Source organism: Pseudobacillus sp. 179-B 2D1 NHS, assembly GCF_045370945.1.
Classification (GTDB): domain Bacteria; phylum Bacillota; class Bacilli; order Bacillales; family Domibacillaceae; genus Pseudobacillus.
Map to the genome: position 1 here is coordinate 169544 of NZ_JBIQDP010000008.1, position 13122 is coordinate 182665.

At 42.7% G+C, this 13122-nt stretch carries 15 protein-coding genes and 12 tRNA genes; 4 read left to right on the top strand and 23 right to left on the bottom strand.

Annotated elements, in window-relative coordinates; genetic code table 11:
* Nucleotides 1-82: 82 nt before the first annotated feature.
* From ACH0BF_RS10600 to ACH0BF_RS10620, 5 genes are all read right to left on the bottom strand, one after another.
* Nucleotides 83-655, bottom strand: coding sequence for a TetR/AcrR family transcriptional regulator (locus tag ACH0BF_RS10600; protein WP_340852787.1), 573 nt, complete (start codon nucleotides 653-655; stop codon nucleotides 83-85).
* Nucleotides 656-729: 74 nt separating this feature from the next.
* A complete protein-coding gene (locus ACH0BF_RS10605) occupies nucleotides 730-972 on the bottom strand; it encodes a DUF2584 domain-containing protein (RefSeq protein ID WP_406909359.1) in 243 nt (80 codons plus the stop codon).
* Nucleotides 973-988: 16 nt separating this feature from the next.
* A complete protein-coding gene (locus ACH0BF_RS10610; RefSeq protein WP_340852782.1) occupies nucleotides 989-1774 on the bottom strand; it encodes an alpha/beta hydrolase family protein in 786 nt (261 codons plus the stop codon).
* A 19-nt stretch (nucleotides 1775-1793) separates the two neighbouring features.
* On the bottom strand, nucleotides 1794-2270 hold the full coding sequence (ytkD, locus tag ACH0BF_RS10615) for an RNA deprotection pyrophosphohydrolase (protein ID WP_120033942.1): 477 nt from the start codon (nucleotides 2268-2270) through the stop codon (nucleotides 1794-1796).
* A 113-nt stretch (nucleotides 2271-2383) separates the two neighbouring features.
* Nucleotides 2384-2695: a hydrolase gene (locus tag ACH0BF_RS10620; RefSeq protein WP_120033944.1), complete on the bottom strand. Its 312-nt coding sequence runs from the start codon at nucleotides 2693-2695 to the stop codon at nucleotides 2384-2386.
* Nucleotides 2696-2866: 171 nt separating this feature from the next.
* Here ACH0BF_RS10620 and ACH0BF_RS10625 point away from each other — a divergent pair, with 171 nt between their 5' ends.
* Nucleotides 2867-3115, top strand: coding sequence for a DUF6154 family protein (locus ACH0BF_RS10625; RefSeq protein ID WP_120033946.1), 249 nt, complete (start codon nucleotides 2867-2869; stop codon nucleotides 3113-3115).
* Between the two features lie 244 nt (nucleotides 3116-3359).
* Here ACH0BF_RS10625 and ACH0BF_RS10630 read toward each other — a convergent pair whose 3' ends face one another.
* Nucleotides 3360-3800: a Dps family protein gene (locus tag ACH0BF_RS10630; RefSeq protein ID WP_120033948.1), complete on the bottom strand. Its 441-nt coding sequence runs from the start codon at nucleotides 3798-3800 to the stop codon at nucleotides 3360-3362.
* A gap of 126 nt (nucleotides 3801-3926) precedes the next feature.
* Between ACH0BF_RS10630 and ytzI the strand changes: the two genes are divergently transcribed.
* Complete coding sequence (ytzI, locus tag ACH0BF_RS10635; protein ID WP_120033950.1) at nucleotides 3927-4091, top strand: YtzI protein; 165 nt, start codon at nucleotides 3927-3929, stop codon at nucleotides 4089-4091.
* A gap of 13 nt (nucleotides 4092-4104) precedes the next feature.
* Nucleotides 4105-4374, top strand: coding sequence for a membrane protein insertion efficiency factor YidD (gene yidD, locus ACH0BF_RS10640; RefSeq protein ID WP_120033952.1), 270 nt, complete (start codon nucleotides 4105-4107; stop codon nucleotides 4372-4374).
* Nucleotides 4375-4480: 106 nt separating this feature from the next.
* Here yidD and ACH0BF_RS10645 read toward each other — a convergent pair whose 3' ends face one another.
* The 5 genes from ACH0BF_RS10645 to ACH0BF_RS10665 form a co-directional block, all read right to left on the bottom strand.
* The gene (locus ACH0BF_RS10645; protein WP_120033954.1) at nucleotides 4481-5926 is read right to left on the bottom strand and encodes an o-succinylbenzoate--CoA ligase; all 1446 of its coding nucleotides are present in this window, start codon (nucleotides 5924-5926) and stop codon (nucleotides 4481-4483) included.
* A 214-nt stretch (nucleotides 5927-6140) separates the two neighbouring features.
* On the bottom strand, nucleotides 6141-6959 hold the full coding sequence (gene menB / locus ACH0BF_RS10650) for a 1,4-dihydroxy-2-naphthoyl-CoA synthase (protein WP_120033956.1): 819 nt from the start codon (nucleotides 6957-6959) through the stop codon (nucleotides 6141-6143).
* 17 nt (nucleotides 6960-6976) lie between these two features.
* Nucleotides 6977-7786: a 2-succinyl-6-hydroxy-2,4-cyclohexadiene-1-carboxylate synthase gene (gene menH, locus ACH0BF_RS10655; RefSeq protein ID WP_406909360.1), complete on the bottom strand. Its 810-nt coding sequence runs from the start codon at nucleotides 7784-7786 to the stop codon at nucleotides 6977-6979.
* Nucleotides 7777-9540: a 2-succinyl-5-enolpyruvyl-6-hydroxy-3-cyclohexene-1-carboxylic-acid synthase gene (gene menD, locus ACH0BF_RS10660; RefSeq protein WP_406909361.1), complete on the bottom strand. Its 1764-nt coding sequence runs from the start codon at nucleotides 9538-9540 to the stop codon at nucleotides 7777-7779. Before menD ends, menH begins: the two co-directional genes overlap by 10 nt.
* Nucleotides 9533-10951 (bottom strand): isochorismate synthase, encoded by a 1419-nt coding sequence (locus tag ACH0BF_RS10665; RefSeq protein ID WP_406909362.1) that lies wholly within the window; start codon nucleotides 10949-10951, stop codon nucleotides 9533-9535. Before ACH0BF_RS10665 ends, menD begins: the two co-directional genes overlap by 8 nt.
* A 250-nt stretch (nucleotides 10952-11201) precedes the next feature.
* On the opposite strand from ACH0BF_RS10665, the gene ACH0BF_RS10670 reads away from it, so the two are divergent.
* A complete protein-coding gene (locus ACH0BF_RS10670) occupies nucleotides 11202-11951 on the top strand; it encodes a TraR/DksA C4-type zinc finger protein (protein WP_406909363.1) in 750 nt (249 codons plus the stop codon).
* A 92-nt stretch (nucleotides 11952-12043) separates the two neighbouring features.
* Here the strand turns inward: ACH0BF_RS10670 and ACH0BF_RS10675 are convergent.
* The 12 genes from ACH0BF_RS10675 to ACH0BF_RS10730 form a co-directional block, all read right to left on the bottom strand.
* Nucleotides 12044-12115, bottom strand: a tRNA-Glu gene (locus ACH0BF_RS10675).
* Between the two features lie 3 nt (nucleotides 12116-12118).
* Nucleotides 12119-12209 (bottom strand) — tRNA-Ser (locus ACH0BF_RS10680).
* A gap of 10 nt (nucleotides 12210-12219) precedes the next feature.
* Nucleotides 12220-12294 (bottom strand) — tRNA-Asn (locus ACH0BF_RS10685).
* Nucleotides 12295-12300: 6 nt separating this feature from the next.
* Nucleotides 12301-12374: transfer RNA gene (locus ACH0BF_RS10690), tRNA-Ile, on the bottom strand.
* A gap of 13 nt (nucleotides 12375-12387) precedes the next feature.
* Nucleotides 12388-12461 (bottom strand) — tRNA-Gly (locus tag ACH0BF_RS10695).
* 12 nt (nucleotides 12462-12473) lie between these two features.
* A tRNA-Phe gene (locus ACH0BF_RS10700) sits at nucleotides 12474-12546 on the bottom strand.
* Nucleotides 12547-12577: 31 nt separating this feature from the next.
* A tRNA-Asp gene (locus ACH0BF_RS10705) sits at nucleotides 12578-12654 on the bottom strand.
* Between the two features lie 3 nt (nucleotides 12655-12657).
* Nucleotides 12658-12731: transfer RNA gene (locus tag ACH0BF_RS10710), tRNA-Met, on the bottom strand.
* 23 nt (nucleotides 12732-12754) lie between these two features.
* Nucleotides 12755-12847 (bottom strand) — tRNA-Ser (locus ACH0BF_RS10715).
* 17 nt (nucleotides 12848-12864) lie between these two features.
* Nucleotides 12865-12941 (bottom strand) — tRNA-Ile (locus tag ACH0BF_RS10720).
* Nucleotides 12942-12948: 7 nt separating this feature from the next.
* Nucleotides 12949-13022 (bottom strand) — tRNA-Met (locus tag ACH0BF_RS10725).
* A gap of 20 nt (nucleotides 13023-13042) precedes the next feature.
* Nucleotides 13043-13118 (bottom strand) — tRNA-Ala (locus ACH0BF_RS10730).
* Nucleotides 13119-13122: the final 4 nt, after the last annotated feature.

A 13122-nucleotide genomic window follows, 5' to 3' on the forward strand; every position in this document is an offset into this window, starting at 1 on the left:
CCTTTTGTTAAATTTTATTCCTTCTTTTTATTTAAAATTAAAACCGACATATGTGTCAAATATAATTGTTTAAAAAGGAGCTTCAATTTAATCCGCTCCCTCTATACCAAACTTCAAATAAATAATCAGCCCATTCCTCTATCGGCAATGCCAATACATTTGGGGTATTAATCAGCTGAAAAAATAAACTCGCCAGTATGGCAAACGGTACATCTTCACGAATGTCCCCTTCCTGCTGCGCTTGCTTAAATAGCCGCTCCAGTTGTAAGCTCAATGCCTGATGCATCTCCATCACTTCTCCCACCAGCTCTTCTGCTTTCTTCGATTGCGACACATCGATTTTACGTATGTCACCGAGAATAAAGTGAAGATCGGCTTCATCCATATAAATACGTAGTAATTGGCGAAGGGCTGGTATGGGTTCTTTTTCGTCTACCCTGGATGCTCTGCTGACTGTTCGGTCCATCGCTCGTTTCATACAGGCAGCCGCCACCTCCTCACGATTGGAGAAGTATTGATATATTGTACTGCGTGCACCCGAAACAAGATGTTCGGCGAGTCTTTTTAAGTGAAAACCATTATAGCCGTGCTCAATGATGAGCTTCTCTGCTGCGTCTAGTAGTTCTTCCTCCGTGAATGCTCGTTTTCTTGCCATCTGACCTCATCTCCTTTCTAGTTGTACAGTCTATAATAAAAAAGCGGCTGAAATCGCTTCCGCCGCTCTGTTTATTAGTTTGTTGAATTTAAGGAAATCAGCCTGTATGTAATCTCTGTATGATCTTTTTGCCATTCAATTTTTTCAATAATAGCTGTGCCCGTAATATCTCCGTCTCTTGTTTTATAAACATGAATAGGAATATCTATAGGGTACAAGCGGTATCCTTCTTTTTTCAAGGAAAATAAATTTTCTTCTTTTCTATGCTCCTTCCCCTTTGTCACAATCATTGTATTTAGTTCCATTGGCATCCCCATGCCAGTCCCCTCCTTGTTATTCTTTTTTATCTTGTTTTTTCATCCATTCACATAAATCAGCTACAATCTTTCGGTTAATTGCCGGTGGGAAATAGTGATCATATTGATCAAAATACCATGTTTCAGCCGGATGTTCTACTTCTTTCAGCCTCTCCTCTAAACGAAATGCGTGCTCAGGTGAAACATTTTTGTCTTTTAATCCGTGGATAATCAGGACAGGCGCTTTTAGCCTCTCAAGTTGATAAAGTGGGGTACGCCAATTATATAGCTCTTCCTGTTTATAAGGGCTCGCTCCAATTACCCTTTTCATCATCCGGCGTAAATCTTTTCTTTCCTGGTAGGTTAATACCATATCAGCTACTCCTCCCCATGTTACCACCGAAGCAGCCTGTTCCTTTTCAAGAGCAGTGAGCAATGCCATGACCCCACCTCTAGAAAATCCAAAAATATGGACCCGATTCGTTACACGCGGATGGGATTCCAACAGGTCGAAACCAGCAAAGGCGTCTTCTCTATCTTCTCCAGCAAAATCTTCATTCCCTTCTCCACCGCGATTGCCACGATAAAAAGGAGCGAAAACGATAAAACCTTCAGAAGCAAACTGAGCAATGCGGGCAGGGCGAACCATCCCCACATTTTTTATTCCGCCCCGCAAATAAAGAAAACCGTCATATGTACCTTCTGTTGCTGGTTCTGCCAGAAGCCCCTTGACTTTTAATCCGTCCGACCAGTAAGTAACCATCGATAGGATAACATGCGGATTTGGGGAAGGGAAACGAAAGCTTTCAATTATTCTTTCCATTTCATCACCCCATTCCTTCTCATTTCAGCCATTGTTTATCGAGCAAAAAATCCAATGTCCTCTCAACCACTTCATCTTGCATTAAAAAGCTGAAACACTCAGCCATTCTTTCTACACGCAAGTTTTGGCCAAACAAAACTGGACCAGCTGTCTCCAAATAGTCGTCTTTTTTTTCTATTTCCCTTATTTTCGCAAAAAAAATCGCCTTTACAAAGGGATTTTTTGGCCTTCTCACAAAATACTCGCCCACAAACCGCAATTCTTCGATGAATGCTCCTGTCTCTTCAAACACTTCTCTATTGGCTGCCTCTTCAATCGTTTCCCCTTCTTCTACCTTGCCTCCGGGAAATTCGAACCCTCTCTTCGAATGGAGTGTCAGTAGCCATTTTTGCTTGAAACGACAAAAAACAATGACATGCCGGGCAGGCAATGAAAAGGCCTCGCGCTCGAAAGCGAGCGTCACCCGGCAGCCATTTTTATCTATAAATTCAACCATGCCCTCCCCCTGTCTCCATTCCACATTCACAAACAGAGCCGCTTGCAAAGTTTCTCAAGTTTGAATTTATTATACCTTATTTTTCTCTTCCAGGGCGAACAAAGTCCTACTTATTACATTTCCCACACCTCTTTTACATACTGCTTTGCTTCTTCATCTCCAAGTTTATAAATGATTTTATAAATCTTTTCCATATGTTCATCATATTGGTCGTTTTCCTTGTCTTTGTGGTATTCCCGGTAAGGAATATGGGCTCGGAAAAAATTCGCCCATTCCGTTGTATAGTTAGCATCAAATAGCTCTCTCAATTCTGTAATTTCAACATCTGTTGCATAAATTTTAAAATTCCAGGGAGATACTGTTGGCTGCCTCATAATCTCCCCGTTAGCAAGCGAAATATAATATTCATTTTTCTCTTCTTCCATGTTAGACACCTCCTCTGCTTATCGTTCCCTGTCTATTTATAAAAATGAATGAAATGAATCATTTTCTCTTCGTACTTATTCATTGGTTTATTCGGCTGAATTAGGGTATAAATGTTAATAAAGGGACAGGAGAGAGAACGCATCTACACTAAAACAAAGGAGATGGTCAAATTGAAACTGGTAGATGAACTGTTTGAAATTTACCGCGGAAAACTTCAGGGAACAGAAGAAGACTTAGACATGATTACCTTAGCTGTACTTGAACAGCTCTCTCAAAAAGAAATTTTAAATATAATTAAAGAATTAAACGAGGAGGAGCTAGCTTATTTTTTCCGCCTCTATCTATTTGAAGCGTTAAAGCAAAAGTTTGATATGTACGATATAGAAGACAATCTTGGCGATAAGCGCATGTACCATTAAATACATAAAAAATTTCTCCAATGGCAAGAACCTTTGGAGGACAAATAAATTGATTTCTCTATACATGAACTGGTATCGTTTGTTGAAGAAAAAGCGGCGCCTCTATAAGATGGCAGTCGAGCGAATACTTATTAGTAAACCAAGTGCTCCCAGTGGTGGGGGCATTCTTTTATTGCCATTTAGTTGATGCTGCTTATGATGATCATTAAAAAGGATGCTCCCCACGGAAGCATCCTTTTTACAATTATTTTCCTAAGAAAGACTTCAACATCCAGACATGCTTTTCAAGTGATTGGTGAATGGAAAGCAACATATCGCCTGTTGTTTCATCGTTCACCTCTTCAGCAAGGTCCATAGCTTCTTTCAACTCATTAATCATTGTTGTAAAGTCGTTCACTGTAGATTGAACCATTTGCTCTGCTGATTCTCCACCTTCTGCTTCATTTACAGAAGCCATTTGTAATGACTCTTTAAGCGTAGCCACTGGCTTTCCTTCAAGCGCAAGCAAACGCTCAGCCAATTCATCAATATGAACTCCTGCTTCTGTGTAAAATTCCTCGAACTTTTCATGAAGAGCAAAGAATTGCTGGCCTTTTACAAACCAGTGATAATTATGTAATTTCGTATACATCACTGTCCAGTTGGCAATTTGCTTGTTGACACTTTCAATTAATTGGTTAGACATCACTATATTCCTCCTGTCATTTATCCTACTCTTTAGTTATTACCACTATTTTTGCCTTTTAAAACCCCTATTCTTTTCTGCAGACAAAGAAGAAAAATGATATGATAGTCCTGGGAGGGAAGTTAATTGGTTATTATTATGATTGTTTCTGTTATTATAATTGGAATCGTTATTGCGCTGTCTGTATTTACAGTGAATAAGGGTTATTCGTATAAACATACAGTCGATCCCTTGGAAAACAACCCGCATTTGCCTCCGGAGGACGAAAAAAAAGAATCAGATTCGAAATGAAGGCGGATGTCTCATGCTGAAACAACTTCTTGTCTTTATCATCCGATTTTATCAGAAAGTGATTTCCCCACTAAAACCACCAACCTGTCGTTTCTATCCGACATGCTCTCATTATGGAATGGAGGCTGTCAAACGGTTTGGTGCATGGAAGGGCGGATACTTAACAATTATTCGGATTTTAAAGTGTCATCCCTTTCATCCTGGCGGATTTGATCTTGTTCCAGAAACATGGGCGGACCGCAAGAAAAAGAAAGAAAGCTTTAAAGAAGAGACGAACAAATGAAAATGATGGAATAGCCTCGTTTTGAAAGTAAAAAGATGATGCGAAAAGCAGAGACACGCCTGACTTTTCGCATTATCTTTTTTATAAGAAGAATCATTTTTCGGCATCAGCTCTTATGTTCAAACTGAGCTTTTAATTGTCGGCGCAGCAATTTCCTAGAAGCATTTCTCGGTAATGTGTTCACTTTAATAAAATAAGCCGGACATTTATATTTCGCTAAACGTGCTTCACAAAACTGTCTTAGCTCCTCTTCAGTTACCGATTCTCTTTCGACGATAAAAGCCGCAGGAACCTCTCCCCATCTCTTATCAGCCACACCGGTAACACCTACTTCTCTAATTGCCGGATGATGAAGCAGGACAGATTCTATTTCTGCAGGATAAACATTTTCTCCACCAGAGATGATTAAATCAGACCGGCGATCCAGCACGAATAAAAAGCCATCTTCATCTATATAACCAATGTCTCCAGTATGAAACCATCCATTCATAAAAGCCGCTTGGTTGGCCTCTTCCCTGTTCAAATAGCCCTTCGTCACATTGGGACCTTTAACGAGGATTTCTCCCTCAGCGCAAGGAGGGGCATCAATTTTTAATTGGCATGGGAACAACGGTTTTCCTGCTGAGCCTAGCTTTGTCAAGCTATACTCAGGAGGAAGCGTGACAATTTGCGACGAAGTTTCCGTCATTCCATACGTTTGAAAGACTGGTATCCGCTTTTCCGCACAAGCTTCGAGAAGCGGCTTTGGAGCCGGTCCACCACCAAGAAGCATACAACGAAAATTTTGATGATAGCTTCCTTCCAGTGTTTCTACAAGACGAGTCAACATAGCTGAAACCACGGAAATAATAGTTCCTTCGCCGCGCTTAAGCGCCTCATTAATTACTTTCTCATCAAAATGCGTATATAGACGCACAGGCATTCCGTAAAGGACACTGCGCATTAAGATGGAATAGCCGCTTATATGAAAAATCGGCACCGCACAAAGCCAGCAGTCATTCTCATGCAGTCCTAAATTAAAAGCTGAGCCGGTTGCACTCCACCAGTGATTTCCATATGTTTGCCGAACCCCTTTCGGCTTCCCTGTTGTACCAGATGTATACATAATGGAACAGGTCTCTTCAAGAGAAAATTCTTCCTTGCTCGTAAATGGATGAGCAACGAAAGTGTCAGACAATCTTTTTCTAACAAAGGTGCCCTTCAAATTTTCGACTTTTTTTTCATATATAGAATCATAAATAATAGCTGCTATTTCTGCATCTTCCAGTTGCCACATCAATTCAGCTGCTGTTAACCGATGATTTAAAAGAACAGCTTCAGCGCCGAACTGCTGGAGGGCATGGATGACACATACGGCATCTGGCGTGTTTTGTATGAGCAATCCAACCCGTACGCCTGCTTTTAACCCTTCTCTTTCTAACTCAGCTGCCCAGCATAGTGACTTTTCATATAGCTGAGCAAATGTCCAGGTGCTTTCTTCAAAAAACAGAGCTGGACGATCAGGCGTCAAAAAGGCCCGCTGTTTTAACCAATTGGGTACTCTGTCGGCCATTCTTCAGTCCTCCTGCTCCGCTCTGACTGACAAAAAAGCTTGATGGCTGCCCATCAAGCTTTTTACATATACCCGCCAGCCGGAGGGTTTTAAATAATTATTCGCTTTTAATATACCTAGTTGTTGCCTCTTGTCTCCCAAGAATAAGGAACCTTGCCTCAATGAAATCAGAAAGCAATTGTTTTAAGGAACGAACAAATGGCTTTTATTTTCATTATGGAAATCTAGGGAATTGACCAAAGTCTGGCTTGCGTTTTTCTTTAAAAGCGTCTCTGCCTTCTTTTGCTTCCTCAGTCGTATAGTAGAGAAGTGTCGCATCTCCAGCAAGCTGCTGAAGGCCAGCTAGACCGTCTGTGTCTGCGTTCATAGCTGCTTTAAGGAAACGTAGAGCTGTTGGGCTCTTTTCAAGCATTTCTTCACACCATTTCACCGTTTCTGCTTCAAGCTGGTCAAGTGGAACAACCGTGTTTACAAGACCCATGTCAAGAGCTTCCTGGGCATTGTATTGACGGCACAAATACCAAATTTCACGTGCTTTTTTATGGCCGACAATACGAGCTAAATAACCAGAGCCATATCCTGCATCAAAGCTGCCGACTTTTGGTCCTGTTTGACCGAATACTGCGTTTTCTGCTGCAATTGTCAAATCACAAACAACGTGAAGAACATGTCCGCCACCAATTGCATAACCTGCTACCATAGCAACGACCGGCTTTGGAATCACACGGATGAGACGCTGTAAATCCAACACATTCAAGCGAGGAATTTGGTCTTCTCCTACGTAGCCGCCATGTCCGCGCACTTTTTGATCGCCGCCTGAACAAAATGCTTTATCGCCGGCTCCTGTTAAAACAATGACGCCAATTTTCTCATCATCTCGAGCATAAGCAAAAGCATCAATCATTTCCATTACCGTTTTAGGACGAAAAGCGTTATGCACTTCAGGACGATTAATCGTTACCTTCGCAATACCATTGTATGTTTCGTATAAAATATCTTCGTATTCGCGTTCACTGACCCAATTAATAGCCATATATCATTTCCTCCTTATTATGTATGGGATAAAAACTCCTTTATTATTGTACCAAACTTCTCGGAATCTTCCACATGAATCGCATGTCCCGCTCCCTTTATTTCTTTCCAGATGGCCGAAGGAAGCAGTTGTGCCATTTCAGAGGCAATCTTTGTAAACTTTACGTCCTCTGTTCCTGTAACAAGCAACACCGGCATAGGAAGCATCGGAAGAACCTCCCACCAGGAAGGCTGTGAACCGGTTCCCATTCCTCTTAATGACCTGCTAAGACCAATGACAGAGTTTCTCAGGCGCTGTTGATAAATAGCCTGTTGTTTCCACTGTGGCAAATTATTCTGTGTCGCGAACAAAGGGAGCCTTTGCCAATAATCAACGAAGGACTCTATTCCCTCCCGTTCAATTCTCTCTGCCAGCGCTTCATCTGATCTTTCCCGTGCCTGGCGCTCCTCCGGCGTTTTTAATCCAGGGGAAGCACTCTCCAATAGTAAAGACTGTACAGACTTCGGGAAAAGAACAGCAAGCGTTAGAGCCAGCCTCCCTCCCATAGAATAACCCATAACATGGAATCGGGGATGGCCAAGCTCCTTCATTAGCGCTTTCATATCCTCGGCTGCCAGTTCAATGCTGTACGCTTCCTTCTCCAATGGGCAGCTGCTTTTTCCATGACCAATAATATCGACAGCGATGCACGTATAATCCCTTTTTAAATGAGTTATCGTTTCCTTCCATGTTTCTGAACTTCCAGTAAATCCGTGAAGGAGCAGCAAAGGAGCTCCTTCGCCGCTTACTTCAACATAATAACGGCGTTTTTGAATGATTATTTCCAAAAATCATCACCCGCCGTCAATTTGTTCATTTCCTGGGAAACCTTTTCCCATAATCCGCGGTGAGCGACTACATTTTTTGCACGATCGGTTATTGCCTCGATAATGAACAGCCCTTCTTCTGCTGCAGCTTTTTTCATACTTTCGTGAAGAGAAGCTAAGTCTGTCACCTTTTCGTAACCAGCTCCATACAGGTTGGCTGCATGGACAAAGTCAAGATCAGCCGGTGTTCCAAATAATTGCTCAAAATGCTTTTCTTCAGCAGCTTGCGGCAAGTAAGAAAAGATGCCGCCTCCATTATTATTAATAACAATGACTGTCATTTTTATGCCATTTAGCTTTGCAGCCAATAAACCGGTTAAATCATGAAAGAGAGACAGGTCTCCTAAAATTAAATAAAGTGGAGAAGCAACAGCTGCCACACCAAGCGCGCTAGATACTAAACCATCGATGCCGTTTGCTCCCCGGTTGGCCAATAAACGAATTCTCCGCTCATCTGTAAAGAAGAAAGAATCAAGATCACGAATTGGCATGCTATTGCCTACAAATAAAGCCGATTCATTTGGAAGCTTCTTTAGTATTTCATAAAATAGCTTCCCTTCATCGAGTTCCTCGTGTTCCTCTACACTTCTCATTATTGCCCTTGCTGCTTGATTCATGTGAACCCAACTTTGCAGCCAAGAATCTGATTTTACCGGTTCATTTAAGCAGGCGGAGAGGGCGGAACAAAAAGCGCTCTCATCTGCAGCCAGCATGTGGGTAGCCGCGCCAATTGGATCTCTCCAGCCACCACCGCTGTCCACTACACAATGCATTTTGACAGAATGTCTGTTGATAAACTGGGTAAGAGCTTTTGAGACAGGCATTGCTCCGAAACGGATAACAACATCAAAGGACGCCTGTTGCTTGACTATCTCATTTCTTAGAAAAGCGTCATAACTGTCTATAATGACCCGCGAGTGAGCCGTGCCGCTTCGCAAACCAGACAGCGGATCTGCCAGTATGGGATAGTTCAGCTTTTCAGCCAGCTCAATTACCGCTTTTTCAAAGTCTTCTGACTGCTGTTCTCCACAAACAATGATCCCTTTTTCAGTTTCCTTCAAAATAGCAGCGATCGCTTCTATATCTTGCTGCGGGAGGATACGTTTTCCTTCGCTAAGATGAACAGCCGGTAAGGCTTTTGTTTCCAATCGTTCAAATAAACCATCATACTCTGGAAGAAGTGGTTCACGAAAAGGAAAGTTTAGATGTACAGGGCCTGCTGGCGACTGCTTAGCCATATGTACCGCTTTTGCAGCAGTCATACGTACATAGCGAAGCATACTCTCTTCTGCATCTGGAAGGGCCATCTCAGCAAACCACTTTGCATGGGTTCCATATAAACGATTTTGATCAATTGATTGTGGTGCTCCTACCTCTCTTAACTCATGTGGCCGGTCTGATGTAAGCACAATAAGAGGGATACGTGCATTTTTAGCTTCTGCTACTGCGGGCAAGTAATTAGCTGCTGCTGTGCCAGAAGTGCATAATAAAGCAGTTGGCTTTCCAGAGGCTTTTGCTAATCCAAGAGCAAAAAAAGCAGCAGAGCGTTCATCAATCTGAATGTAAACCTTTATTTGAGGATGCTCCGCTAACAAAAGCGCCATAGGAGTAGACCGCGAACCCGGACTAATCACGGCGCTTTCTACTCCTGCTTTTACAAGCCCATCAATAAAGTGGGCATTATATAATGTTAAATTTCTTCGATTACTACTCATCAGCCATTTCTCCTAACGCTCGCAACATAGGCCGAAATTTGATATGCGTTTCCGCCAATTCGCTTTCTGGCTCTGAATCTGCTACAATCCCACAGCCAGCATATAAAAAGGCCTGTTGCTTGCTTAATAAACCTGATCGGATGGCAACAGCAAATTCACCGTTTTTTCGGTAATCCATCCAGCCAATAGGTCCTGCATAAAAACCTCTATCCATTTTCTCAAGCTGGCGGATAACAGGGAGCGCCTTGTCATTCGGAAGCCCGCCAAGCGCAGGCGTAGGGTGAAGCTTTTCGACGAATTGCAAAATAGAACGACTTTCTTCCGTAAAACCGGTAACAGGTGTATATAAGTGCTGAATATCCCGGACTTTCATCAGCCCAGGGGTTGATGGAATATTTACTGTATAACACAAGCTTTCCATTTCTTTCTTAATCATTTGCACAACATAATCATGTTCTATACGATTTTTCTCATCGTTCAGCAATTCATTTCCTAAGTTTTGGTCCTCCTCCTCTGTTTGCCCTCTTTTAATAGAGCCGGCAAGACATGTAGACAAGGCTCTCTCATCTCGCTTGCGAACTAACCTTTCAGGGGAGGCTCCAAGAAAGCATGATTCCATCGCTTCCAAGGAAAAAATAAAGCTGTCTGGCTGCTCCTCAATTAACCGCTCCAATACTCGATCTTGAGCAATCTCCTCATCAAAGACAGCCATAATCTTTCTTGCAAGCACGACTTTTTTTAATTCATCATCCGAGCGAATCTGCTTGACTGCTTTATGAACCGCCCGTTTCCATTGCTCGGTGTCCTTCTCTTCTACATGAGTGAAGGGCCTATTAGACTCTTCCACTTGTTCTATACAAGCCTGCTCCAGCAGCCAGTCCTTCTTAGACTTCAGCTTATCAATGAGCTCGTCTAGTTCATCGGAAGGACAAATGACATTCGTTGTTAAGTAACATTCCCCTTCATATACGGTTAGCATGTATTCTGGCAAATAAAAAAAAGCAGATGAAAATTTAGACCATTCCTGTTCTTGTTTCTGCTTGGGATCAAAAGAAAAGCCACCAAATAAAACCGGACCGACCCCATATGCATCAAAAGAGTTGTGAATAAATGCACATTTAATCATATCGTTCCATTTTTCTTCTGTCTCAGCATAACGTGATTGATCCGTTTTTTCGTTGCGTATAGTATAGATATTGCCTAAGCCGACAATCTCAACGTCCCCATCGCGGTCTTTCCAAAAAAAGCGTTCTCCTGCATAAAGTGCTCGTCCGCTTTTATAAAATTGTAAAGAATCCATCCAATTCATCTTTTCTACATAACTAAATAGAGCAGTTTGTTTATTATGCTGCTTTTCATGAATCGACTGTATAAAAGCTTCTTTAATCGGCTGGCTTTTTATAGTAGACAATGAACTCTCCTCCATTGCACTTAAATCAATTATTTCATTCTAGTCAAACCTATTTAAAGATACACCTCTAGAACTCTTCCTGTCAATGATTCCCCCTTTATTTGCTGTTCATCCAATAAAGAGCTGTTGTTTCTTCCTTATTTTCCCTTACTTGCATTGTATGTTTCAACTAAGAGAAGAAAGGAAATAAGAAATAGAAGAAATATTTCTTCGGAATGTACTTATTAGAAGATAGAAGGATGTGAAGGCAATGATATCAAATGAACAGATACAAACATTAAAAAATGAGTTGCTTACACAAAAAGAACAGCTTACTCACCATAAAGACAGAGAAGGAACAGATCCTGAAGCGGGTAGTGAACGGGATACAACAGGTGAACTATCTATGTATGATAACCACCCTGCAGACATAGGAACAGAATTATATGAGCGTGGAAAAAACCAGGCACTGAGTGATCATCATGAAAGTGAATTAGAAAAAGTGAAAAACGCATTAGCAGCAATTGACAATAATAAATACGGAAAATGTATGAAATGCGGAAAGGATATTCCTTTCGAACGTTTACAAGCTGTGCCAACTACACTCTATTGCGTAGAGCATACACCAGAAAAAACAACGGCAGACGACCGGCCTGTAGAAGAAGAAATTCTTCAACCGGGCATATATGGACGCTTCCAGCATAGAGATGAGGAAATAAAAGATTATGAAGATAGCTTCCAGGAGGCAGCAAATTACGGAACCTCAGAAACCCCGGCTGACTTTACTAGAGGACACACGGACTATAACACCTTATATGAAGATATCGAAGAGGTTACCGAAGGATTTACAGAAGAGTACGAGAACTTTACGGCCACGGATGCGGAAGGAGAAAATGAAGGATTTTATCGTTCTTCAAAAGAACAGCACTATGTGGAAGAGTTGGATGAGGAGGAAATAGAATCTCCTCTAGGAAACATTCCTTATAAAGAAAAAGACAGTTATATTGAGGACAAAAAATAAAAGAAAGCCATTTGACTAGGTAGTCAAATGGCTTTCTTTTCATGATCGTTACAATAAAAAAACTGTTTTCAAGCGAATGAAAACAGTTTTTATGACCCGTACGGGATTCGAACCCGTGTTACCGCCGTGAAAGGGCGGTGTCTTAACCGCTTGACCAACGGGCCTTATGGCGGAGAAGGAGGGATTTGAACCCTCGCGCCGCTTACGCGACCTACACCCTTAGCAGGGGCGCCTCTTCAGCCTCTTGAGTACTTCCCCATAAAAAATATGGCTCCGCAGGCAAGATTCGAACTTGCGACCGATCGGTTAACAGCCGATTGCTCTACCACTGAGCTACTGCGGAACGAAGTGGGCCTGAATGGACTTGAACCATCGACCTCACGCTTATCAGGCGTGCGCTCTAACCAGCTGAGCTACAGGCCCATTTAAAATGAAATGGAGCGGGTGATGGGAATCGAACCCACGACATCAGCTTGGAAGGCTGAGGTTTTACCATTAAACTACACCCGCAAAAACAAAAGGTGGCTCAGGACGGAATCGAACCGCCGACACATGGATTTTCAGTCCATTGCTCTACCGACTGAGCTACTGAGCCATCACATGTTTGATCAACTGTTATGTATAAATGGCGGTCCGGACGGGACTCGAACCCGCGACCTCCTGCGTGACAGGCAGGCATTCTAACCAACTGAACTACCGGACCAGATTGCGGGGACAGGATTTGAACCTGCGACCTTCGGGTTATGAGCCCGACGAGCTACCGGACTGCTCCACCCCGCGACGATATACATATGAAGATAATATGGCGGAGGAAGAGGGATTCGAACCCCCGCGCGGTTTAACCCGCCTGTCGGTTTTCAAGACCGATCCCTTCAGCCAGACTTGGGTATTCCTCCGTGGTAACTATTTTAAATGGTGGACCTTGCAGGACTCGAACCTGCGACCGGACGGTTATGAGCCGTCTGCTCTAACCAACTGAGCTAAAGGTCCAATTAAGTAGCGGCGGAGGGGATCGAACCCCCGACCTCACGGGTATGAACCGTACGCTCTAGCCAGCTGAGCTACACCGCCAAAATAGATAATATAGATATTGGTGGAGCCTAGCGGGATCGAACCGCTGACCTCCTGCGTGCAAAGCAGGCGCTCTCCCAGCTGAGCTAAGGCCCCATAA